The organism is Amphritea sp. 1_MG-2023, from assembly GCF_030547545.1.
Taxonomy (GTDB): Bacteria; Pseudomonadota; Gammaproteobacteria; order Pseudomonadales; family Balneatricaceae; genus Amphritea.
This window is the reverse complement of sequence record NZ_JAUOQE010000011.1, coordinates 58,238-80,762: the sequence shown is the minus strand read 5'-3', so window position 1 is coordinate 80,762 and position 22,525 is coordinate 58,238. Positions and strand designations below refer to the sequence as shown.

The window sequence follows — 22,525 nt, the reverse complement described above, 5'->3', positions numbered from 1 at the left end:
GTCAGTATAAGCAGCCAAGACTATTGGCGGCTATATGCCCTAGGGGGTAGCAATGCCGATATTCAAATTCGATACTCCCTATATACCTCGTAATAGGTATGCACTTAGGGGGATATCCTTTAACCGCTAATATTCCTGATAATCAAGGGCCATAAAAAAAGCACAGGTATTTCCGATGAAGAAGATTTTTACCGGCCTAGTCACCGCGATGACGCTAAGCACCGCGGTACAAGCGGCTGATGTATCAGGCACTGTGTCATTCACCAATGATTATCGTTTTCATGGTCTGTCACAAACAATGGGGGATCCTGCAGTACAAGGCAGCTTAGATGTTGGGTTTGATAACGGCGTTTATGCGGGTATTTGGGGCAGTAATGTTGATTTTGATGATGATGCCAACTTAGAGATCGATTACTATGTTGGTTACGGCAACGATATCAACGATGCTCTGTCTTATGATGTGATGGCCGCCTACTACACCTACTCCGGTTATAGCGGCGAAAGCTATGATTACCTAGAGTTAATCACTAGCCTGTACTATGGCGACTTCGCTTTCAGCTATGCATTTGCTGATGACTACGCCAATTCAGGTGACGAGTCTCACTACCTAGGCGTCGATTATAGCTATGGTATCAACGATGCTGTGTCGCTTGATCTGCACGCAGGCCACTCCTTTGGTGATGCCTACAGCAACGATTATGAAGATTACTCTATCGGTTTATCCGGCGACGCGGCGGGCCTTGATCTATCCGTGGCTTACCTGACAAACGATATCAAAGGGGCAAAAACCGATGATTACGACGATGATACGGTTGTCTTCACGGTTTCACGTACTTTCTAAGGTGTAAACCGACGAGTCAATCAGACTCACATGATTAGGCCTGATACCCTTCTCAAGTCTAATCATTAGGGCCATACAGTATCCCCTGTATGGCCCTTTTTTATTCGAGCAACAGCGGGTAGAATCTCGCCTTCACTCTTGCACGCAGAGGCACGGATGTCGGTTACTCTTCTATCGCTGTTTATACCTACGTTTTTCTTTGTGTCGATTACACCCGGTATGTGTATGACGCTGGCACTGAGCTTAGGGATGTCGATTGGCGTCCGGCGAAGCCTGCATATGATGTGGGGAGAGCTTATCGGTGTCGGCCTCGTTGCAGCGGCAGCCGCGGCCGGTGTCGCCGCGCTGATGCTACAGTTTCCTCAAGCGTTTATCTTCCTAAAGCTCGGTGGCGGCGCTTATCTCGGCTGGCTCGGTTGGCAAATGTGGCAATCCAAAGGCAAGCTGGTCATGCAAGAGCCCGGCGCAGCCATAAAACAACAGGGCAAACTACAACTGGCGCTCAACGGTTTTATTACTGCGATCGCCAACCCCAAAGGCTGGGCCTTTTTCGTCACCTTGTTGCCTCCTTTTTTAGATCAGCGTCAACCCCTGGCACCGCAACTCACCTTGTTAATAGCGGTGATTCTATTAATAGAGTTCAGCTGTCTACTCATCTATGCCAGCGGCGGTAAGGCGATGCGTCACCTGTTACTAAATCGCAGTAATGTAAAGTTGATGAATCGTATCGCTGGCTCATTGATGATCGCCGTCGGTATCTGGCTGGCCTTAGGTTAAGCTTTTTTAATCACCCGTTGATAACCTAAGGTGTAACATGCCTGTTGACTGAGCTCGTCAGCCCGCTGAATAGCGGCCGACGCTATAACGCTGATGTCAAGGCCGAGCCTTACTGATGGATTAAAAATCGACGAGCTTGTGGCGGGTGCTTCTGTATTGCCTGAATACCATTATCATCACCATAAAGCGTGTAATACTCCAGCGCCAGCACATCCCAAACCATATGCGTGGCAAACGTCGGCGGTAATCGGTATTGCTTCGCACTCAGTAGCTTCGGCTGATAATCCTTATCCGGCGGATTTAATAGCAACGCGGCCAGCTCGCTGGCTGTCCAGCTATAATATTGTTTCGGCATCGCAAAGGCGTTGGCGATCCACGCTTCGCGAAACGAGGGTTGAATCAATGATAAAGAACGACAGTCTGCGCGTCCTTCAATACAGTAACGCTGCCGCTCGAGATCCAGAATATAATTCTCTGAAGCAAACTTCGCCCCTGTCGATGCGCAACCACTGAGCCATAGTAAACTTAAAACCAACCATGCGCATCTCATTTGTAGCACGTCCTTTTGTTGCACTTTATTTACAAAGCGCGTTATTATCAGCGTCACGGAGTTAAAGCAACCCTGTCTCTCGATAGCACGGCTTTATCACTTTAAGTATAAACGCTCTTTTGACAGGGATCAGGGATAGGAGTCTGTATGAGCTCGTCTGACCAAGAAGTATTTCAAATCCTAGAACAGCGCACCAAAGCCCTCGCCATCGCGCTCGGCTTTCGTGATCCGTCCACACTGGAACACTCTACCCGTGTACAAACGCTAGCCGCCGAATTAGGTAAAGCAGTTGGCTTAAACGTGAAACAACTGGCCGCACTGAGAATCAGTGCTAAATTCCACGATATCGGTAAAATCGGCATTCCCGATCATATACTCATGAAGCCGACCAAACTCGATCACCAAGATTGGACAGTCATGGTACGTCACCCAGAGATCGGCGAACAAATTGTACGCTCTACGGAATTAGAAGGCGCAGCAGAAACCGGCCAGATTATTCGCCATCACCATGAACACTATGATGGTCAAGGCTATCCCGATCGAATCGCCGGTGAAGCGATACCGATTGGTGCACGTATTATCAGTATCGTTGATAGTTATGATGCTATGGCCTTCACTCGCCCCTATCATCGAGGCCGGAGTCATGCGGATATCATCACGCAGATCCAGCGTGAGTCTGGCGCTAAGCATGACCCTTACTTACTCAAACACTTCTGCCGTATCATTAACACCAGCAAGCATCGGGTTGCCTAAATCCAATTATCGCCTGCCCTGGCTATAATCGATATTAGTCAGCAATCAACTCACCCACCTCGATGCTGACAGGCTTCACTCCGGCCCACACATCTAACGCACGATCTTCTGGCTCTTCATTCGGGCCACCTGTACGGATCTTGGCAGACACCTCTTCAATTGGAAAGGCAAATACCGCCGTGACTTTCATTTCGGTGTCGTTGGCTGGCCGCGCTTCCGATGAACGCCCCAGGCTATATTTCTCTAACATCGTATTCAGCGCCGCGCGCTTCTCGTTCGGCGCTTCAACCAATCGCCCTTTGCCATACAACACCACCGAGCGGAAGTTGACAGAGTGATGATAGGCCGAACGCGCAAACACTAAGCCATCCAAAATGCAGAGCGAAATACAAGCCGTTTGTCCCTTGAGTACCTGTTGAAACAAGGCATTTTTTACTGATCCGTGAATAAATAATTCATCGCCTATGCGCCAATGCGAGGTCGGTTGCACTATCGCTTCATCGGCAACGCTAACACCGATATGACAAACCCACGCTTCATCAAGAATATGATAGATAGTCTCACGGTCATAGCTGGCTATTTTTCGGCCACGCCGGACACGGCTCCGTTCGGTTACTGCAACGTCACTCATGATTAATCCTTAGACTCATTTAAGTATGTTAAGCGATAAGCATAATCGCTATAGTGGGCCTTAATAAGATCCAATTTATAACATTTATTAAGACCCAATATGCACAGATCGCCCTCATCTAATCTGTTTACCCCTTTTCTGCAGCAAGCCCCGTTACAACGGCCTCGCTATCGAGCCCTATTTAACTATCTGCAGCAGCGTATCCTCAGTGGCGAACTAGCAGTCGACAGCCGATTACCGTCAACCCGAGAGCTGGCGGAGTGGCTAAGCCTCTCGCGTAATACCGTTAAACAAGTTTATGAAATGCTGCAAGCCGAGGGCTATATCGAAACTCGCCAAGGGGACGGCAGCTATATTTCAGCGCAATTAACCCCTCACCGCCGTCAGCAACACAGTCGTCAGCAGCCCTCAAGACAACCCATACGGCTATCGACTAAGAGCACTCAGCTACAACAGATTCGCCCGCTGTATCAGCACAACAGAGAACACTTATTGTTGCCGGGCATCCCCGCACTGGATCAGTTTCCTTGGCCGGCTTGGCAACGTTCGGTTAGCCATGCCGGACGACAGATGAAATTTAGCCAAGCGCAACATTTAATGGGCGAACCCGCCCTGCGCAATGAGATTGCGGGTTACCTCAGCGCCACCCGAGGGGTTCACTGCAGCATGGAACAGATCATGATCTGTTCTGGCTCTCAACAAGGGATGCAACTGGCTTTTGCCATGCTGATTAATAGCGGCGATAAAGTATTGGTCGAAGACCCAGGCTTCCCCGGAATCGACGGGGCTATTAGCAACGCTGGCGGTATTAAAGTCTCGATGCCGATCGATCGACAGGGTTGCAGAAGCGATCTAATGCTCACTGATCAACGGGATGCTCGGCTCGCGTTTATCACTCCATCACGTAATTTTCCACTGGGCTACACTCTCAGCATCGAGCGACGCCTACAACTATTACAATGGGCCACCGATCACGGTAGCTGTATTATTGAAGATGATTACGATAGTGAGTTCCGCTTTGATGGCCCCCCCTTGACCGCATTACAAGGGCTATCCGATGGACATTCGGTCATCTACTCAGGCACCTTTAGCCGCATTCTGCATCCGGCTATTCGACTCGCTTATCTGGTGCTGCCTGTCACGCTCGTCGAGCCCTTTAAACAGATGCGAGGCTTCCTTGACGGCGGCTTAGCGTCACTCCCTCAACTGGCGCTGGCCGACTTTATGTCCCGTGGATACTTTGCCAGTCATCTACGCCGAATGCGTAAACTCTATCAGGCCCGCCGTACCTATCTACGTCAACGCGTCGCCCAGTGCTTGCCAGATCAGCTGCAATGGGAACCCAGTGATGGCGGCATGCACAGCGTTTTCTTACTGCCGCAAGGCAGTGATGATCAAGCTATCGTCGAACACGCCATGAAACTCGGACTGGGTATCCGCCCACTCTCCTATTATTACGATCAACAAGCGCCTCTTGCAGGCTTAGTGATCGGTTTCGCCGGATACGATGAAGCACAAATAAATCAAGGAATCGAGCGACTCACAACGACGATGGCACGATACCATTCACCTAACACAGCCTGACACCGTGTTTGCGCGCAGTACACAGGCCATAACATCGAGGCGACCAATACCCGAGCAGCCTCGTGTCATTAACCATCAATAAGGTACTTACTGCCCTTGCATTTTATTACTCGCCAGCACGTAGAGGTACTCTAATGCTAACGTAGCCCCCGCTAATGAGGTAATTTCGGCGTGATCATAAGCCGGCGCCACTTCAACCACATCCATCCCCACGAGGTTTAATCCCTGCAGACCACGAATCACTTTCAAAGCGCAATCCATCGTCATACCCCCGGATACCGGCGTACCGGTGCCTGGCGCATAGGCCGGATCAAGTCCATCAATATCAAAACTCACATAGGCCTTCTTATCTGCAACCCGTGCATGAATACGTTCCAGTATGGCTTGTGGGCCATGATCACCAACCCACGCGGCATCTAATACCTCAAACGGATGACCCGCAACATCATAGGCGGTACGAATACCGATCTGAATCGAATGTTCCGTATCCACCAACCCCTCTTCCACTGCATGGTGAAACAACGTGCCATGGTCATACTTGGTACCACCAGAATAGGTATCGGTATGGGCATCAAAATGGATTAACGCCAACGGTCCATGCTGCTGAGCATAAGCCCGCAAGACCGGCAGGGTAATAAAGTGATCGCCACCAAACGTCAGGGATGACTTACCGGCCGCCAAAATAGCACCGATATGCTGCTGCAGATTATCCACCATCGTTTGTGGCTCACCATGCTTAAACAGCACATTACCGGAATCCGCCACCGACAGATGATCATCCAGTGCGAACGACCACGGCCAACGCGCGCCCTCCCAAATCAGCTGAGCAGATGCCTGACGTACACCGCTGGGCCCGAAACGCGCCCCCGAGCGCCCTGATGTCGCCATATCGAATGGCACTCCGGCGACCACGACTTCCGCATCACTGCGATGCAGATCACTCACTACGGGAAATTCCATAAACGTCATACCCAACGAACCATAGATTGGCAGGTCGGCATTCGCCACGTTATTCGGTATATCAGACATCGTTCACCTCGACAGACAATTGAGTTTCCAGCTATTGATCACAGCGTACTCTGCTGCTTATAATTATTGAAATGCATAGTTATAATAATAGTATGCATATAAATAATAACTAAACATCCATCATTAGCCCTCGGCCCTTAGAGCGTCAATATGAAATCTCTGCGTCAGTTTGATCTCAATCTATTGCTGCTACTTGAGGCACTCTTGAGCGAATGCCATGTCAGTCGCGCGGCAGAACGGATGTGCCTCAGTCAGTCGGCCATGAGTCACGCTCTCAACCGACTGCGGCAACAACTGGATGACCCTCTCTTAGTGCGGGCGGGTAACGGCCTGAAGCTCACTCCCCGTGCCACATCGATGCTGCCGGATATCCGTCAAGCCATCCGAATGATTGAGCAGAGTCTGAGCCCACCGGAGCCTTTTGACCCCGCCCATTCAGAACGCTGCTTTACCATTGCCAGTACCGACTATTTTGAGGCGATCACCCTGCCTCCTCTGATGCAGACACTACAGCAATCGGCCCCCGGCATTCGTATTCAGATTGAAATGATCGGTAAAGGAGGTAATTTTAAGCAGTTGGAAAACCGACAGATAGATCTCATCGCAGGGCTGGATAATCGGCAACAAATTAATCCGCAGCTCATCCGTAGACCATGGCATATCGAACCCTTTGCCTGCCTAGTTGCCGAGCAAAACACATTAGTCGAGCAGCAGTTTTCATTACAACAATACTGTCAGTTAAATCATGTACTGTTCTCTGACTTGGCTGGCGTCACCGCCGATCACATAGATCATTGGCTGGCAACACAACAACAGCAACGTCAGCCGATCGCGCGCACCGTCAACTATATGGCCGGTGCACGTATCGTTGCCGTCACCGATGCGGTGATGACACTCCCCCGAGAGATGGCCTTACTTTTTGCACAGATGCTACCGGTAAGGTTGATCTCGCCCCCCAAGGGGATGCCTCATATTGAGATGATCACCCTACATCATCCGCTGTACGCGAATGATTCAGGACTGCAATGGCTGTTACAGCAGTTGCATCAATAGCACTTAAACCTAAGTCGACTGATGGCCGTTAATGCGCCGCCGTTTTAGAAAAGACATTCATAATAACAACCCCCACAATAATGAAGAGCATGCCAATAATAGCGGGCATATCGGGTATCTCCCGATAAATGACGGCACCGATGGAAGCGATGAGTACGATCCCCATTCCCGCCCAAATTGCATAAGCCACCCCCACCGGCACGGTTTTCAGCACCAGCGAGAGAAAATAAAACGCCGTCAGATAACCGACAACACACAGCGTACTAGCAAGCGGCCGAGTAAACTCCTGTGACGCTTTTAAGGCTAACGTCCCCAACACTTCTGCGCTAATCGCAATCGCTAAAAACCAGTAACCCATATACCCTCGTTAAAACACATTTAAGCTATTGATCCACCTAAATAAGGGATCGGATGCTCTATTTCATGCGATTCAAATCAATACTGCAACCCCTTTAAGGCTATACCTCCAACGGAATAACTCCTTGCCCAACCAAGCTGTCATTAAGCAATCGACATAAGATCGAAAAAGGGCTTACCGAAGTAAGCCTGACACCACTCTAGTTTATTGCCGCATAAATCAAAGTCTATCCAACCCCACTAAATTGAAATAACCGACTGAAATATGAATCAAACGAGTTATTGTCAAATCGGCTGTACGGAATCAGGTGGCATTCCTATCTGATTGATCCCGTATTTGTTCTCCATCCTCGGCATAAATCTCTTTCGCATCCGGGTTATAGCCTGCAGGTACTGGACCACCAATATCGGTAAGATGGCCTTTACAGACGGTCCAAAAGACTAGCTCCCCCTGATAGAAAACCGGCTTGTACATACAACAATCCATGCTATGGCACCCCTTATAAGCCGGATCGAATACATATTGATAGGCGGTGACTTATTCTTTGCACCTCAGGGAACTCAGTCTTGAAAACCACACTATTCAGCGTGAACAATAAGCCTCTGCGACTTGCTTTAAGTAACACGGATCACAAAAATCATCATCCTAGCCCCTTCAGGTATATAATCGGTTGTCTCCACACAAAAAGCAGGCTTTAATTAGCCTTTTCCAACACCGCTAAGTAAGGTTTCTGATTTGTCGCAGTTTCACCGTGTCGCTAAACAACCTCTGATGCTCTGGCATGATGCCATTGCCGGTATTATTACTCATGGCGTAAATGATGATGCCGTGGATAATCTGATGGACTCACTGCGCCGCATCGTGGATGCCGATGGCAGCACTCTGATTGTTTACCCAGAAGGTAGTCAACCCTACTGCCCATCACGTAAGCGTCGCCGCGGTGAAGACCCTCGCATTCATATCGATCAATACCTCGAAAGTGCGTATCTATTGGATCCCTTTTACCGTTTAGCCGCTGACGGCCCTGCAGAAGGTGTTCATTGTCTATCAGACGTGGCGCCGAACGGCTTTAAACACAGCGAATTCTATCGGGTTTATTACCGTCTGGTGAATTTTGGCGATGAGATCTGTCTCATCATCCCTACGGAAAATGCCAGTATTCAAGTATCCATTAGCCGTCAAGATAATAAACCGAAGTTTAATAGCGCTCAGCAAGATCTCATTCAGCGGGTCTTCTCAACCGTCAAAGCGATCTTGTTAAAGTGGTGGAATAATTCCAAGCACGCGCAGCAAGAGACTTTTCTCGAATCTCACTTAGAGTGCGCTCTGAGTAACTTTGGCCGTTCGATCCTGACCCAGCGGGAAACCCAGATTCTGCAGCTGGTACTCAGAGGCTATGCGGTAAAATATATCGCACAGAAACTCGAGATCAGTCCTGAAACCATCAAACACCATCGTAAAAACATCTACTCAAAACTGGATATCAACTCACAAGCCGAGATGTTTCATCTATTTATTGATTCGCTCCGCATGGTGACACCGGATTCCCCCCCAGACCCGTTGACTAACTATCTCAAGCCCCCCAGCCAGCGATGAAGCATGTCGGTCTCTATTCGGCTTAATCTGACGCGAATAGAACGCTGACGTGTCTCATACCCGAGGTTAAAGTTTGATTACCTATTAATCAAACAAACAAGCATCGGCTAAACCTTGTTGATGTTATGCCAAGCAGAGTCCCACGGCGCCCCTTGTTAGCAACGCTTCGCTTTATCGGTCCCATCAATGACACATTCGTCGTCGTAACGCTCGAGAAGCCAACGGTGTTGATGTGAGAGACTGGTTTTTACTGATAATAAATGATATTCATTATCATTCTTAAAAACGGTATGATTTAATTCATGCATTAACACTATGCACGGAGAAGTGAACAATGCCCTATCAGTATGCCATCACAGAGTGCGAAGACTATCTTCGTATTGAGGTCAAAGGAACCCGAACCAAGGCTGACGTCATACAAGATTCATTATCCATGTGGCAAGATGTCGCTAAGCATTGTCGGACGAAAGGATTTAATCTAATACTCGCCATCTTTCACCTGCAAGGCACGCGCTCTATTTCGGACACCTTTAATATCGTCGCTGGCGTGCAGGAATGGATCTGGCCTGAACTCACTATCGCCTATGTCGATACCAATCCAGCCAACCTCAAAAACAATATCCTCACGGAAAAATCGGCGATGATTCATGGCATCAATTTTCGAACATTTCTGAGCGAAGAGGATGGCGTCGCTTGGCTTCAAGCCATGCACTCGACCTCTCGTTATTAACGTACACAAGGCAATAAAAAACCGCTCAGTGAGCGGCTTTTAAAATCATGAAACAGTTATGATCCAAAGATTTGATTAGGTAACCACAGCGCGATCTGCGGGAAGGCAACCACCAACGCTAAACCAATAATCTGCAGTATAATAAACGGAATCACCGCTTTATAAAGGTCGTAAATGGTAATCGAGGGTGGCGCGACCGAGCGCATATAAAAGAGATTATAACCAAACGGTGGTGTTAGATACGCCGTTTGCATACTGATAATAAACAGCACCGCAAACCAAACGGTATCAAAGCCGAGCTCCTGTACAATCGGCACAAACAGTGGCACCGTGATAAAGACAATCGCAAAATCATCCAGAAACATACCGAGAATGAAATAAGTCGCTAGCATCGCCACAATCACCAAATACGGTGATAGATTGGAATCTTGTACTAATTCAGTAATCAACATACCCGCTCCCAAGCCGATATAAATTTTACTGAAGAATACCGCCGCAATCGTGATCCATAACAACATCCCCATTAGCTGCGTGGTGCTCATCAGCACCTCTTTGAGCATCTTTAGGTTTAACGTCCGATAGATCGCCGCACACACCAACGATCCCGCCGCGCCAACAGCCGACGCTTCAGAAGGAGAGGTAACACCGCCGATAATAAAGCCCAGCACCGTGGTAATCAGCGCACCAGGAAGCACCAACGCTTTGAGTGCCTTGACCTTATCCAACCCACTCAGACGTTCAGATAGCGCGATAGACGGCGCTTTATCGGGATTTTTTACCGCAAACAGGAAGATATACAGCATATAGATACAGGCTAACATCAATCCCGGCATCATCCCGGCGGCAAACAGCTTACCCACCGATTCCCGTGCCAAGAATGCATAGACAATCATCAGCACGCTGGGCGGAATCAGAAAGCCTAAGGCGCCACCGGCCATAATGGTACCGGTCACGAGTTTTTTATCATATCCACGACTGAGCATCGAGGGTAACGCGATAATACCCAGACTCACCGTTGCCGCACCGGAAACACCCGCCATCGCGGCAATAATCGCACAGATAATCACCGTGCCCATCCCTAGGCCACCGGGTATACCACCCATTAACTTATTGATCATATCAAACAGATCATCGGTGATACCGGATCGCTGCAACATTAGGCCCATAAAAATAAACATCGGCAAGGCCACCAGCAGGAAGTTATCCATCGCCGAAAACGCACTGGTTGCCAACAGCTCAAGCCCCGCTGGGCCCCAGAGAAAATAAGCCGAACCCACGCCCACAGTGAGCAACGCCCAGGTCAACGGCGCACCGATTGCCAGCAAAATCAGCATCGAGAAAAACATGCCGAAGGTAACCACTAAGGGATCTAGATCTAACACACATACACCTTTGTTTTATTGAAGGTCTGAGCGCAGGAAAAGTAACGATTGACTGCGCCAGACAGAGAGTGACTGCACCTTCTCGGATCAACCTCACATTAGACTTGAGGTTCGGGCTGTATACCGAAAACAATCATGACACTGCGAATCAAGGCCGCGATGCTCTGCAACATCATCAGCCCAATCGCCAATGGCAGCACCGATTTGAAAGGATACACAACCGGCCCCCAGGTGCTTTTCGATGAGACCTCCTTAATCGCCCAAGAATCGGCCGCGAAATGAAAGGCGATATAAAAAAACACAGCAAACACCACCAAACCGATCACTCCCGTGATCACATCCAGTACTGCCCGCCCCCGCTCAGGAAATAGGTTGTAGATCACTTCACTGCGAACATGACCATGATGCTTATGGGTATAAACCCCCGCCAAAATACAAAAAGTACCGTATAACATGGTGGTCGATTCATGTGCCCACGAGGTCGGGCTGTTAAATAAATAACGCGCCGCCACCTCGTAGCAAAGCCCTGCAATCATAGCCAGACACAACCAACAGAAGGTCCGGCCGACCCACTCAGATACCCTGTCTTGAAACGCAAGATATTGAGAAAGTGTTGACATCAGATTCTCCCTGTTGCCTTCGCTGTGGCCGTAATCGCATCAATTGCTTTAGCGTTACGCGGTGACTTAGTCGCCTCTTCTTTCCAGACATCCATCGCGGCCGTGGTCAAGGCTTTAGAATCGGCTTCTGGCAAAGATGAGAATTCGAAAATACCTTCAGCGTTAACATCCAGACAGCCATTCACATTCCAAGCATGCATATTGACTGCGTGCTTAGCCGTAGCCAACTCAATTGCCTTTTGCTGATCGGCAGACAGCGATTCCCATTTCTTCAGGTTGATCAACATACCGTCGGCATAACCGGGATTGATCATATTCAGATAGGTGTAGTATTTAGCCGACTCATGTAGCTTAAGCGCCTTATATTCGAGAGAGCCACCATAAATGACGCCATCAATCGCCCCCGTAGACAGCGCTACGTAAAGCTCCTGACTTGGCAGATAAACCGTAGGGATATCAAATTTTTCGAGAATACCCGCGACCGTTGCAGTGGCCCGAATTTTTAGCTTTTTCAAATCTTCCAAGCTATTGACCGGTTTAGTGGTCAACAGATCATAAGGCCCACCAAACACCGGTCCTAGATATTTCACGCCTTTATCAGCATAGGCTTCTTCTAGCAGCGCTGTGAGGCCCTTCGCTTGATGCAAGTAGATCGCTTCATCATAGCTTGCCCAAGCACCGGGAATGCCCGATTCAATTTTACCGATATCGAGTTGACCCGCCCAATAACCCGCATACCCTTGACACATATCTAAAGTGCCTTTAGATACGGCATCTAACATCTGATCATTAGGCACCAATTCAGAACCACGAAAACGCTGAATACGAACACTCTTATTCGATACGGCTTTCACATCATTGGTGAATGCTTTGTATAGATCATCCGTTTCGGTGCCATACAGCGTCTGCATCCGCAAACGAACGTTATCGCCAGCATGGGCTGAGGTAGAGGAAAGGGCCAACGGTGCAGCTGCAATACCGGTTGCAGCGGCTTTAAGCAAATCTCTTCTTTTCACTTGTATCTTCCTATTTTTATAAATTATCACAGCACAGGTAAAGGTATTAACTCACTAACGATCTGTGCTGCACATATAAATGTGCGTTATTTTTAACACTCACAATTAAAAATAGAAAGAGCACTGAATGACAGCGTTCAAAAAACGGCAACCTTTACGCTATCAAAAAGTCAGCTATGTCGATGCTAAATAAAGCCCTTCAAGCCTTAACAATAATCATTAACTTATTGTTTTAATAGAATAAATCACTAATAAAATCCTTTATAAACTAGTGTAAAATGAGCTCAATTATTAAGCATTGTCTTAACCTACCCCTATCAGGGGATAGCCTCTGTTTAATATTCAGAACACTAATCAACAAAGTGAAATCAATAGCAAATAGCTATACAAGGACTTTTCGTTTGATATATTGTAAGTTAAATGAGTGAACCTGAGCGCGCCTTTTAGGCCGTTTGTTTCTGCCTATGCTTTACCCCGATGACTGCCTGCCCCTTATGTCATGTCCCTTATGCTAAAAAATATCTAAATTTATAATGCACATTGAGCTAATCGGCGTTACTTGAGAGGCAATAGATGAAGTCTAAGGAAGGTGCGAATAAGTCCGTTATGTTCTCCCTTCGGGGCTTTCAGAGAAGCAGGATCTCAGCGTTAACATTTTTCGACGTACAACCAGTATGCCTGTAACTGTTGCCTTGATCTCCAGCTTCTCTGTCAGCCAGAGACGTAATTGACTTATTCGCACCTTCCCTAAATAGCCTACCTAAGCTCATGAAAGTATTAACTTATTCCTATTCATTCTTAACCACTCCTTGCGGTTTGTTATGACATGATTACAATTTCGCGGCTATTTCAATGCACTGTTGACCGGTGTCTCTTCTTATCTCTCGGAATGAATCATGAATACTAAAGAATACCTCAGTGGCTTCGCCTTATTGGTGGCAGCTATTGTGTTAGGGGCTATTGCGTTAGAGCCTATTATATTTTTTCGCTTAGTGATTGGTTTGGGTTTAGGTTACGCCCTAACACGTTCTGCGCTGGGTTTTGCGGGTAGTGTAAATAGAGCCTTCAAAACGGGCTCTACCCGTTTAATGCGCGCGCTGATGCTGATGTTTGTCGCCACAGCGATTACCTCCATGGCCTTTTTGTATACTCAGGATCCAAACGACACCGTGTTATGGGTTAACCCGATTAATGCTGGTTTGTTAATTGGCGGCTTGCTGTTTGGTTTTGGTATGTCCTTTGCCAGTTGCTGTGCCTCTGGCGTCTTAACCTATTTTTCAAGTAGCTTAGCGCGTCCTGCCTTGGTCTTGTTTAGCTTTGGTATGGGGGTGTTTCTTGGTTTTCCTTTGCAAGCCCAAGAAAGCTGGATTCGAGAGAGTTGGATCTCTTCAGCGAGCTATCAAGGGGCTGGGGTGTATTTACCTGATTTGTTTAGTGCGACCCCGTTAGACGGCTATTTAGGGGCCGTGTTACTGACTGTTTTATTTGCCAGCATCGTCGCTTGGCTGGCCCACCGTTATGAATATCGCCGCCGTCAAAATGATACCTATATTGGCGCCGCGTCTGAACAGGAACCATTGCAGCGCCTGCCACATGATTTTGCCGCCCATGCTTTCTTCAGCCGTGAAACCTATGAAGCCTTATTTGTAAGGCGCTGGTCGATGATGACGGGGGTCGCTATGATCGTCGTGTTGTTTACGCTTCTCATGGGCGTGACGGGACAAGGCTGGGGAGCCTCTACGCCGTTTGGCTTGTGGTTTGGCCGCTTGTTGATTCTAGTCGGCGTCGACCCGATGAGTATTGCTGAGTTTACGCATCGTCCGGTACAAGCTTTTACCATGCCATTCTTTAACCATCCAGTTAATGTGCAAAACATAGGTATCATGCTGGGTTCCGTTATTTCACTCTTATTAGCGGGACGTTTCTCAAGCGGCATATCACGCATGCGTTTAAGTGGGCGTGAAGCGTCTATGTTGGTTATCGCGGGCTTGGCCATGGGCTTTGGAACACGCTTGGCGAACGGCTGTAATGTTGGTGCGCTGTATACACCGATTGCTAACTTTTCCCTGTCTGGCTGGATCTTTCTAGTCGTCATGGTGTTAGGTGCTATTTTTGGTAATCAGCTGGCAAAGAAAGTTCAGTATGCTTAATGCTTAGATTCAATATGCTTAGATCCAGTATACTTAGCCTCATACTTTAATAGCTTCGATGCAACAAAATAAGCCGACTTTCTTATGTTAGAAAGTCGGCTTAATGAGATGGTTCCCCTCGCTTTTAATCAGCTATGCTGTAAAGGTGACGAAACCAGCAAGGATAACAATTCCATGTATATGAACGTCCTTGGAATCGATTTAGGCAAGTCTTCTTTTCATTTAATGGGTCGTGACGCCCAAGATCAGCAAGTCTGCAGAAAGAAACTCCCTCGTCAAAAACCCGTTACGTTTATCGCTCAACGCCCACCATGTCTCATTGCATTTGAGGCCTGCAGTGGTGCTCATTGATTAGGTCGTCTCTGCTTGGATTATGCTCATGACGTTCGGTTAATCCCACCTCAATACGTTAAACCTTTCGTTAAGGGCGACAAAAATGATTTTAGCGATGCATTGGCAATTACTGAGGCGGCCCGTCGTCCTAATATGCGCTTTGTCGCCGTTAAGTCGATTGAGTCACAAAGTCAGCTCATCGTACACCGAGTAGGTGAAGGTTTTGTCGCCGATCGTACCGCCTGTATATCGCGTATAGGTGCGTATAGCTGCGTTATTATTAGAGTTTGAATTATCTTTCCCGTGTGGCCACTCGGCCATGAAAAGGCTGTTTTCATGGTTAGGTATGCAAAAAGTATCACTATGCCCAGCCATCATTGGTGAGCTTCAGGTGATGCATGATCACTACTGTTATTTAAATGAAAAAATCGCCCCACCGGACGCAAAAATCATTAAACAGGTTAAGGAAAGTAGTCGTTGTCAGCTATTAAAAACGGTTCCAGCCATTGGTGACATGACGGCAAGCCAGCAAAACGCGCTAAGCTGTACTCAAAAGATAAAAAAAGGGCCGCTTATTGATTAGCGGCCCCAAAAAGAGGGCAATTCAAATCCTAAATCAACGGATGAATAAATTGACCACAGCAGTTGAACATCATCGGATAGCAAGAATGGAATACAATAACTAAGTGCATAACTGAATGAGAGGAGCAGTTATGCACAACAGTAGACTTAATACCCGAGTCAATTACTAGGTCATTATAGTTATCCCACTAATTCAGTCAAGAATTATATTGACTGTTTTTTAACCAAGCTTGAAACAACGCTATATTTATTTCAACATGATGATCTACACCTACGCGATTGACGTAACAGATCGCTATAAGCTGATAGCCAAGGAGTGAGCATGCAACCTATATCCACAACAACCGATATACCGGTCGGTATCAGTGCCTGTGTGATGGGCGAAGAAGTGCGCTTTAACGGCGGCCATAGTCAGTCGAGAATCTGCCGAGATCAATTCACTAGCCACTTTAAATTTCAGACGTTCTGCCCAGAGGTGGCTGCGGGTTTTGGTATACCTCGGCCGACCATGCGGTTAATCGGCGATCCAAATGATCCCACACTGATATTCTCTAAAACGACTAACGAAACGGAAGAAAACCTCAATCAACGACTCATTGATGCTTGTCAGCCCATGCTGCAACGCTGCCGTGATTTAGATGGTTATATACTCAAAAAGGATTCTCCTAGCTGCGGCATGGAGCGAGTCAAAATTTATCAACCGTCTGGTCATCCACATGAACAACGAGGGGCAGGCTTATTTGCTCGCGCACTGATGGCGCAGTATCCCAACCTGCCGATAGAGGAAGATGGCCGTCTAAACGACCCTCAGTTGCGTGAAAACTTTGTCATGCGCGTCTTCGCTCATCATCATTTCCGTAAAGAAGTGGTCGAACAACCTAGCTTCCACAACTTGTTACAATTTCATAGTAGCTACAAATACTTGTTGATGGCTCACCATCAGATCGCCTATCGGAATTTAGGAAAAATGCTGGCTGTCGCCCATAACGAACCGCTTGACCCCCTCATCACCACGTATTTTGATCAGTTTATGGCCGCCATCGAACAACCAGCGTCGCGTGGCGCTCACTGCAATGTAATGCAACATATCATGGGTTACCTGAAACAAAGCGTTGATAGCACCGCGCGGCAAGCCATTCTAACGGTGTTTGAACAATACCGCCTCGGTGAAGTGAATCTGATCACGCCCATGACCCTACTGTCACACTATATTAATCAAAACGGTAGCGACTATATTCGTGCTCAGCGTTATCTCGAACCCTACCCTGCGCACCTTGGGCTTCGCAATCAAGTATAAGGAGAACCCCGTTGAAGTCACCCGTCATTGTCTGGCTGCGTCACGATCTTAGACTCGCGGATAACCCCGCACTTTACTATGCGGCCCAAAGCGGCCGTGTTATTCCCGTGTTTATCGATGATACCACCACCGCCGATCACTGCAATCTAGGCGCCGCCAGTCGCTGCTGGCTACACCACAGCTTGGCTCACTTAAACGATCAGTTAAGCGATCAGCTACGCATCTTCCAAGGCGACCCCTTGGCTATTTTACTGGCACTCATTCAACATACCGGTGCACAAACAATACATTGGAATCGCTGTTACACTCCCCATGCCATCACCCGCGACAGTCAAATAAAACAGGCACTCAAAAGTACAGGCACAACCGTACACAGCTACAACGGCTCACTATTATGGGAACCTTGGACAATCACTAAAGCCGACGGCACACCTTATAAAGTCTTCACTCCCTATTATCGTAAAGGTTGTATCAGTGCGCCCCCACCATCAGAGCCCCTCCCTAGACCGACACTTGAGCTATATTCTGATGATCTCACTACCCAACTCGCAGCGAATGATGTTCAGCCGTGCGACTTAACTGAACTCAACTTACTGCCCAATCATCCTTGGCATCATCGCCTCACTGATCACTGGGAAATAACCGAAGCCGCCGCTTGGCAACGATTACAACGCTTTACCAATGAACGCTTAGAAAATTATCCGCAAGGTCGTGATTATCCCGCCCTAGAGGCAACATCCACTCTATCGCCTTACCTGCAGTGGGGACAGATCTCGCCGCGACAAATTTGGTATTACAGTCAACAACAGGGCAGTCATCCAGGCTTAGAAGAACAACTGGATACTTTTTTGAAAGAACTCGCTTGGCGTGAGTTTTCGTATTATCAGCTCTATCACAACCCCAACATCACCACAGAAAATCTCAATCCACGCTTCAATCGTTTCCCCTGGAAAAACCAACCAGAACAATGCCATCAGTGGCAACAGGGTATGACAGGTTTCCCCATTATCGATGCCGGTATGCGCGAATTATGGCAAACGGGTTATATGCATAACCGAGTACGCATGCTGGTCGCTTCGTTCTTAGTCAAGAATCAATGTCAACACTGGCATCTTGGCGCAACATGGTTTTGGGATACGCTAGTCGATGCTGATCTAGCGTCCAATAGCGCAAGCTGGCAGTGGGTTGCCGGATGCGGCAGCGATGCCGCCCCCTATTTTAGAATTTTCAATCCGGTACTGCAGGGACAAAAGTTTGATGCTGAGGGTGACTATATTCGCCGTTTTATCCCCGAACTCAGCGCCTTACCGAGTCGCTATATTCACACCCCGTGGGAGGCCTCAGCGGCGGTGCTCGCAGAAGCGGGTGTCCAACTGGGCACAACCTATCCAAAACCGATGCTTGATCTCAAAGCCTCGCGTCAGGCAGCATTAGACGCTTTTGCAAGTCTAAAACAACAGTAATAATACAATCTCAGCGATTAAGCCCAGCGCACCGAGACTCGATTGAATCGTTTAATGCGAAGCGTAACGACGAGAAAATGACAATTGGCAGGGCTAATAAAAAAACCAGCATTATCGCTGGTTTTTACGTTGATCAATAACCTGTGGTTGCTTAGAAAATCAATAACCCAAGCGAAATAATCACACCAGAACCTAGCAACGCCATGATGCAATAACCCATCACGTCTTTAGCACCCAAACCAGCAATCGCCAACGCAGGTAGTGCCCAGAAAGGCTGAATCATATTGGTCCAAGCATCACCCCAAGCGATCGCCATCGCCGTTTTAGCCGCATCAACACCTAAGGCGGCCCCCGCAGGCATCATAATCGGCGCTTGAACAGCCCATTGACCACCGCCAGAAGGCACGAAGAAGTTAACAATACCGGCGCTGAGGAAGGTAAATAATGGGAAAGTTGTTTCATTAGAAATAGACACAAAAGCTTCGGAAATAATCCCCGCCAATGATACTCCCGAATCGCCGGTAGCTGTCATCATCCCCATAATACCGGCATAAAACGGAAACTGTAGCAGTATGCCTGCACAGTTTTTAGCCCCCTGAGACACTGAATTAAGCAGGCTCTTGGGTGTACCGTGTAATAAAATAGCCGAAAACAGGAATGTGAAGTTGACGATATTCAAGTTAAGTGCGAAACCATTATTAATAAAATAATAGATAATATAAGCAAAGCCCATCACCCCTAATAACAACGATAATACGCGACTATTCTCGAGTCGTTCCGCTGGAGACATATCGGCTTTATTGGGTAACTCTTCTGTAGCGGCGGTTTCTGCCAGTAAAGTGGCATCAATAACCATCGTATCCTGTGGTGCCGGATGCATCAGTCGATTCAATAACGGAATCGTCACAAACATGACCGCCAAAATCACTAAGTTCATGGTCGAAAAAAGTGTTTCTGAAGTGGGTATGGCCGCTAATACCGCACCGTTTGTCACGGTTTCAATTTTAGTACCACTGGCAATCGCCAAAGGAATCGAACCGGATAAACCCGCATGCCAAAATAGAAAACCACTGTAAGCCGAGGCGATTAACAAACGATAATCGACACCTTTAACTCTAGCGGCAATTTCACGTGCAAAAATAGCACCGACGACTAAACCAAAGCCCCAGTTTACCCAACAAGCGGCGGCACTGATCATGGTCACCAAAACAATCGCTTGGCCAGGTGTTTTAGCGATACCTGCTAATAGCGCCAACTTGCTTTTAAACGCCGGAGCGCTGGCCATTGCATGGCCCGTTACCACCACCATCGCCATCTGCATAGCAAAGGTTAATAACTTCCAAAAACCACCGGCCCAAGCATCAACAACCTGCATCGGTCCTTGACTTGTCGCTGGCATAACCAACACAAAGACTAATAAGGTTAACACGATAGCAAAGATAAACGGGTCGGGTAGATAACGTTGCAACAGGACAACGAAAAACTTACTTAATCGTTGCAACAGAGTTAATTGCACAGCATTCGTATTCATAAGTATTCCTATTATTATAGATATTTTTATATCGCCTCGATAAAGGCCATTTATTTACGCTTTTGACGTATATTCCGAGCATGACAGGTGATCACTCTCGAAAGCGCCGATTCTATCCTGAATTTAGGGAAGGTGCGAATAAGTCAATTACGCCTCTGGCTTTCGCGTATCTGGCCATTCTAATGTCCGCAGAGAACATAACGGACTTATTCGCACCTTCCTTAGCGTGCAATATAGTAATTGCGATTGTTTACCCACCTCAGCCGCCCTAAAAAGTTTCGAGACATAGGCTATCCACGACAGACGTTATCTCAAAAAATGATATTATTAATATCGAAACTATATATATCATTAGCCGTTCGGCGTTAAGTTCTTACCCATCTTTATACCTCACGCTTGATAAAATAGGGTTTAACCGACACTCAATCACTAACCCACCGAGAAAAAGACGAACAAAAGCGAAAATTAATCTTCCGTTGTGATATCCAAACAGCAAAAAGCCGACACAGAGGTCGGCTTTTAGGTAAGGAAGGTACGAATAAGTCAATTACGCCTCTGGCTTTCGCGTATCTGGCCATTCTGATGGCCGCAGGGAACATAACGGACTTATTCGCACCTTCCGTAAATTATTTAGTGGTTATATCAATGCCTTTCAGCGCCAGCCTTGCAGCCAACGCTGACTATCTTGAAGTTGTTGCCAATCGATTGTTTGTTCTCGATGAGTCAACACCGCCTCTAAAATACATTGTTGCACCACCCCAGCCTCATCTCTAATTAAGGTCGTGACGAGGAAGTGCTTTTCTCTATTTTGCGGCTCTATGGCGGTCCATTTACTGAGATTCAGCTTATTAGGATTCAATTGATGCATGCGACATACCTATACAAAAAACGGATCAAGAGTGAATCAAAAGCCAGTCATGGGCTGCACTAATTTACCAAACAGCGTGGTAAATCTTAACGGCGCATCGGTGGCAATGAGACAGATACAGTCTTCTTGACTGTCGACTAACGGCTGATGCTCGATTTGATCATCGAGATCGGCAATATCACCGACCTGAAAGCGCCCGACTTCATCGGAGAAAGAGCCACGCAGCACTAAGGTAAGTTCATTGCCATGATGGGTATGCGTCAACATCGATTTGCCTGGTGCAATGCGCAATAACCGAGACACGCCGCGCCCCTCCCAAGGCATATCGTAGTACGCTACGCCTGGTACAATGCGCTTCCATGGCAATTGATCTAAAGAGCCATCCACATACTCGCGTAAAGGCGCTGGAATCTCTGGATCGATAAAGCTCGGCGGGGTTCTGACCGGCTGTTGGTCGGCGAGATCCGGCGGCGATTGATCCAGCTGAGACAAGATTGACGCGAGCATATCATCAGCCACGCTCTGCTCCTCTAGCGATTCGAGCAGCACACCACCGACGGCGTCACTCAGGCGTGCCCGTTCACGACACTCTGAGCAATAAGACAGATGCGCCGCCACCACCAGCGCCATTCCCTGAGACAAACTGCCTGCGGAATAGCTCATCAGCGTTGCCTCGTCGAGGTGATGATTAATGTTCATAGGCATCACCTCCCCAACTCTGCTTTAGCTTTTCTGATGCTAATCTAATTCTGGATTTGACACTCCCCAAAGGGATATCGAGACGGCTAGCGATATCAGCATGAGATCGCCCTTCGAAATAAGACATATAGATAACCTGTGCCTGATTTTCTGGCAGTAATTTAATCGCGTTGGCCACCCGATCCGATAACACGCTTTGCTCCCCTTGGCCAGGTTCGGAGGCGGTTTCGCTCCATTCATCGAGACTGTATTGGGGATACTTCTGCTTACGCATCCAATCAATACTCTGGTTTCGGGCAAGGGTAAAAATCCATGTGCTGGCGGCGGCTTTTTCTGGATGATACAGATGGGCTTTACGCCATACCGATAACATCACCTCTTGAGTCAGCTCTTCCGCCGTTGCTAGGGCAACGCCCAGACGAACAATATAAGCCTTCACCTTGGGGGCGAAGTGATTGAACAGTCGGGCATAGACACTCTTATCAGGCTTGCTGGCCAAACGTCCAAGCAGTGCGCTCCAATCAGCGCTGGCCATCTCAGCGTGCTTCAGTTGTATGATGTTGTCCACATCGTCTCCCGGTGGCTTGCTTTTCATAACCCCCCTATACGTACTCATCTAGTGATCTGGATCATATGGTGGCGAAAACAGTGAGCCGCATCATAATTGATGTTGCCCTCAGTG

At 47.8% G+C, this 22,525-nt stretch carries 22 protein-coding genes and 1 pseudogene; 11 read left to right on the top strand and 12 right to left on the bottom strand.

Translation table 11 applies throughout. The features are described 5' to 3' along the window. Nucleotides 1-175 precede the first annotated feature (175 nt). Both Q4488_RS08205 and Q4488_RS08200 read left to right on the top strand, forming a co-directional pair. A complete protein-coding gene (locus tag Q4488_RS08205; protein ID WP_303579992.1) occupies nucleotides 176-841 on the top strand; it encodes a TorF family putative porin in 666 nt (221 codons plus the stop codon). A 156-nt stretch (nucleotides 842-997) separates the two neighbouring features. Beyond that, nucleotides 998-1,618 (top strand): LysE family translocator, encoded by a 621-nt coding sequence (locus Q4488_RS08200; RefSeq protein WP_303579991.1) that lies wholly within the window; start codon nucleotides 998-1,000, stop codon nucleotides 1,616-1,618. 109 nt (nucleotides 1,619-1,727) lie between these two features. Here the strand turns inward: Q4488_RS08200 and Q4488_RS08195 are convergent, their stop codons facing one another. Then, nucleotides 1,728-2,168: a hypothetical protein gene (locus tag Q4488_RS08195; protein ID WP_303579990.1), complete on the bottom strand. Its 441-nt coding sequence runs from the start codon at nucleotides 2,166-2,168 to the stop codon at nucleotides 1,728-1,730. A gap of 147 nt (nucleotides 2,169-2,315) precedes the next feature. On the opposite strand from Q4488_RS08195, the gene Q4488_RS08190 reads away from it, so the two are divergent. Further along, nucleotides 2,316-2,921, top strand: coding sequence for an HD-GYP domain-containing protein (locus Q4488_RS08190; protein ID WP_303579989.1), 606 nt, complete (start codon nucleotides 2,316-2,318; stop codon nucleotides 2,919-2,921). 34 nt (nucleotides 2,922-2,955) lie between these two features. On the opposite strand, the gene Q4488_RS08185 is transcribed toward Q4488_RS08190, so the two are convergent. Then, nucleotides 2,956-3,552: a pyridoxamine 5'-phosphate oxidase family protein gene (locus Q4488_RS08185; protein WP_303579988.1), complete on the bottom strand. Its 597-nt coding sequence runs from the start codon at nucleotides 3,550-3,552 to the stop codon at nucleotides 2,956-2,958. Nucleotides 3,553-3,651: 99 nt separating this feature from the next. On the opposite strand from Q4488_RS08185, the gene Q4488_RS08180 reads away from it, so the two are divergent. After that, nucleotides 3,652-5,136: a PLP-dependent aminotransferase family protein gene (locus tag Q4488_RS08180; RefSeq protein WP_303579987.1), complete on the top strand. Its 1,485-nt coding sequence runs from the start codon at nucleotides 3,652-3,654 to the stop codon at nucleotides 5,134-5,136. Between the two features lie 87 nt (nucleotides 5,137-5,223). On the opposite strand, the gene speB is transcribed toward Q4488_RS08180, so the two are convergent. Beyond that, entirely contained in the window at nucleotides 5,224-6,165 is a 942-nt protein-coding gene (gene speB, locus Q4488_RS08175; protein WP_303579986.1) for an agmatinase, read from the bottom strand. Nucleotides 6,166-6,315: 150 nt separating this feature from the next. Between speB and Q4488_RS08170 the strand changes: the two genes are divergently transcribed. After that, nucleotides 6,316-7,218, top strand: a complete 903-nt coding sequence (locus Q4488_RS08170) for a LysR family transcriptional regulator (RefSeq protein ID WP_303579985.1) — start codon at nucleotides 6,316-6,318, stop codon at nucleotides 7,216-7,218. 28 nt (nucleotides 7,219-7,246) lie between these two features. On the opposite strand, the gene Q4488_RS08165 is transcribed toward Q4488_RS08170, so the two are convergent. Next, nucleotides 7,247-7,576, bottom strand: a complete 330-nt coding sequence (locus Q4488_RS08165; RefSeq protein ID WP_303579984.1) for a multidrug efflux SMR transporter — start codon at nucleotides 7,574-7,576, stop codon at nucleotides 7,247-7,249. Nucleotides 7,577-7,879: 303 nt separating this feature from the next. Continuing rightward, nucleotides 7,880-8,077: pseudogene (locus Q4488_RS08160) on the bottom strand (hydantoinase B/oxoprolinase family protein); the annotation flags it as partial. Nucleotides 8,078-8,311: 234 nt separating this feature from the next. On the opposite strand from Q4488_RS08160, the gene Q4488_RS08155 reads away from it, so the two are divergent. Together Q4488_RS08155 and Q4488_RS08150 are read left to right on the top strand one after the other, a co-directional pair. Continuing rightward, nucleotides 8,312-9,172, top strand: a complete 861-nt coding sequence (locus Q4488_RS08155; protein ID WP_303579983.1) for a response regulator transcription factor — start codon at nucleotides 8,312-8,314, stop codon at nucleotides 9,170-9,172. A gap of 334 nt (nucleotides 9,173-9,506) precedes the next feature. Beyond that, nucleotides 9,507-9,902 carry a hypothetical protein gene (locus Q4488_RS08150; RefSeq protein WP_303579982.1) on the top strand — a complete coding sequence of 132 codons (396 nt, stop codon included), beginning with the start codon at nucleotides 9,507-9,509 and terminating at the stop codon, nucleotides 9,900-9,902. Nucleotides 9,903-9,958: 56 nt separating this feature from the next. Here the strand turns inward: Q4488_RS08150 and Q4488_RS08145 are convergent, their stop codons facing one another. The 3 genes from Q4488_RS08145 to dctP form a co-directional block, all read right to left on the bottom strand. After that, nucleotides 9,959-11,284 (bottom strand): TRAP transporter large permease subunit, encoded by a 1,326-nt coding sequence (locus tag Q4488_RS08145; RefSeq protein ID WP_303579981.1) that lies wholly within the window; start codon nucleotides 11,282-11,284, stop codon nucleotides 9,959-9,961. 98 nt (nucleotides 11,285-11,382) lie between these two features. Further along, nucleotides 11,383-11,904: a TRAP transporter small permease subunit gene (locus Q4488_RS08140; RefSeq protein ID WP_303579980.1), complete on the bottom strand. Its 522-nt coding sequence runs from the start codon at nucleotides 11,902-11,904 to the stop codon at nucleotides 11,383-11,385. After that, on the bottom strand, nucleotides 11,904-12,920 hold the full coding sequence (dctP, locus tag Q4488_RS08135; protein WP_303579979.1) for a TRAP transporter substrate-binding protein DctP: 1,017 nt from the start codon (nucleotides 12,918-12,920) through the stop codon (nucleotides 11,904-11,906). The genes Q4488_RS08140 and dctP overlap by 1 nt, the downstream gene beginning before the upstream one ends. 896 nt (nucleotides 12,921-13,816) lie before the next feature. Between dctP and Q4488_RS08130 the strand changes: the two genes are divergently transcribed. The 4 genes from Q4488_RS08130 to Q4488_RS08115 all read left to right on the top strand — a co-directional run bounded on the left by Q4488_RS08130 (nucleotide 13,817) and on the right by Q4488_RS08115 (nucleotide 18,745). Next, a complete protein-coding gene (locus Q4488_RS08130; RefSeq protein WP_303579978.1) occupies nucleotides 13,817-15,070 on the top strand; it encodes a YeeE/YedE family protein in 1,254 nt (417 codons plus the stop codon). A gap of 679 nt (nucleotides 15,071-15,749) precedes the next feature. Next, on the top strand, nucleotides 15,750-15,986 hold the full coding sequence (locus tag Q4488_RS08125; RefSeq protein WP_303579977.1) for a hypothetical protein: 237 nt from the start codon (nucleotides 15,750-15,752) through the stop codon (nucleotides 15,984-15,986). 321 nt (nucleotides 15,987-16,307) lie between these two features. Next, nucleotides 16,308-17,282: a DUF523 and DUF1722 domain-containing protein gene (locus Q4488_RS08120; RefSeq protein ID WP_303579976.1), complete on the top strand. Its 975-nt coding sequence runs from the start codon at nucleotides 16,308-16,310 to the stop codon at nucleotides 17,280-17,282. 11 nt (nucleotides 17,283-17,293) lie between these two features. Next, the gene (locus Q4488_RS08115; RefSeq protein ID WP_303579975.1) at nucleotides 17,294-18,745 is read left to right on the top strand and encodes a deoxyribodipyrimidine photo-lyase; all 1,452 of its coding nucleotides are present in this window, start codon (nucleotides 17,294-17,296) and stop codon (nucleotides 18,743-18,745) included. Nucleotides 18,746-18,896: 151 nt separating this feature from the next. Here the strand turns inward: Q4488_RS08115 and Q4488_RS08110 are convergent, their stop codons facing one another. From Q4488_RS08110 to Q4488_RS08095, 4 genes are all read right to left on the bottom strand, one after another. After that, nucleotides 18,897-20,276 carry a short-chain fatty acid transporter gene (locus tag Q4488_RS08110; RefSeq protein WP_303579974.1) on the bottom strand — a complete coding sequence of 460 codons (1,380 nt, stop codon included), beginning with the start codon at nucleotides 20,274-20,276 and terminating at the stop codon, nucleotides 18,897-18,899. Nucleotides 20,277-20,928: 652 nt separating this feature from the next. After that, nucleotides 20,929-21,144, bottom strand: coding sequence for a TIGR02450 family Trp-rich protein (locus Q4488_RS08105; RefSeq protein WP_303579973.1), 216 nt, complete (start codon nucleotides 21,142-21,144; stop codon nucleotides 20,929-20,931). Between the two features lie 36 nt (nucleotides 21,145-21,180). After that, the gene (locus Q4488_RS08100; RefSeq protein ID WP_303579972.1) at nucleotides 21,181-21,843 is read right to left on the bottom strand and encodes a ChrR family anti-sigma-E factor; all 663 of its coding nucleotides are present in this window, start codon (nucleotides 21,841-21,843) and stop codon (nucleotides 21,181-21,183) included. Further along, a complete protein-coding gene (locus tag Q4488_RS08095) occupies nucleotides 21,833-22,438 on the bottom strand; it encodes a sigma-70 family RNA polymerase sigma factor (RefSeq protein ID WP_303579971.1) in 606 nt (201 codons plus the stop codon). Before Q4488_RS08095 ends, Q4488_RS08100 begins: the two co-directional genes overlap by 11 nt. Between the last annotated feature and the right edge of the window lie 87 nt (nucleotides 22,439-22,525).

Coding starts and splice junctions, on each gene's coding strand:
- Q4488_RS08150 (WP_303579982.1), top strand. CDS start 9,507: ATGCCCTATCAGTATGCCATCACAGAGTGCGAAGACTATCTTCGTATT.
- Q4488_RS08165 (WP_303579984.1), bottom strand. CDS start 7,576: ATGGGTTACTGGTTTTTAGCGATTGCGATTAGCGCAGAAGTGTTGGGG.
- Q4488_RS08130 (WP_303579978.1), top strand. CDS start 13,817: ATGAATACTAAAGAATACCTCAGTGGCTTCGCCTTATTGGTGGCAGCT.
- Q4488_RS08180 (WP_303579987.1), top strand. CDS start 3,652: ATGCACAGATCGCCCTCATCTAATCTGTTTACCCCTTTTCTGCAGCAA.
- Q4488_RS08200 (WP_303579991.1), top strand. CDS start 998: ATGTCGGTTACTCTTCTATCGCTGTTTATACCTACGTTTTTCTTTGTG.
- Q4488_RS08170 (WP_303579985.1), top strand. CDS start 6,316: ATGAAATCTCTGCGTCAGTTTGATCTCAATCTATTGCTGCTACTTGAG.
- Q4488_RS08140 (WP_303579980.1), bottom strand. CDS start 11,904: ATGTCAACACTTTCTCAATATCTTGCGTTTCAAGACAGGGTATCTGAG.
- Q4488_RS08190 (WP_303579989.1), top strand. CDS start 2,316: ATGAGCTCGTCTGACCAAGAAGTATTTCAAATCCTAGAACAGCGCACC.
- Q4488_RS08110 (WP_303579974.1), bottom strand. CDS start 20,276: ATGAATACGAATGCTGTGCAATTAACTCTGTTGCAACGATTAAGTAAG.
- Q4488_RS08095 (WP_303579971.1), bottom strand. CDS start 22,438: ATGAAAAGCAAGCCACCGGGAGACGATGTGGACAACATCATACAACTG.
- Q4488_RS08120 (WP_303579976.1), top strand. CDS start 16,308: ATGCAACCTATATCCACAACAACCGATATACCGGTCGGTATCAGTGCC.
- Q4488_RS08105 (WP_303579973.1), bottom strand. CDS start 21,144: ATGCATCAATTGAATCCTAATAAGCTGAATCTCAGTAAATGGACCGCC.
- Q4488_RS08100 (WP_303579972.1), bottom strand. CDS start 21,843: ATGAACATTAATCATCACCTCGACGAGGCAACGCTGATGAGCTATTCC.
- Q4488_RS08205 (WP_303579992.1), top strand. CDS start 176: ATGAAGAAGATTTTTACCGGCCTAGTCACCGCGATGACGCTAAGCACC.
- speB (WP_303579986.1), bottom strand. CDS start 6,165: ATGTCTGATATACCGAATAACGTGGCGAATGCCGACCTGCCAATCTAT.
- Q4488_RS08195 (WP_303579990.1), bottom strand. CDS start 2,168: ATGAGATGCGCATGGTTGGTTTTAAGTTTACTATGGCTCAGTGGTTGC.
- Q4488_RS08125 (WP_303579977.1), top strand. CDS start 15,750: ATGCAAAAAGTATCACTATGCCCAGCCATCATTGGTGAGCTTCAGGTG.
- Q4488_RS08185 (WP_303579988.1), bottom strand. CDS start 3,552: ATGAGTGACGTTGCAGTAACCGAACGGAGCCGTGTCCGGCGTGGCCGA.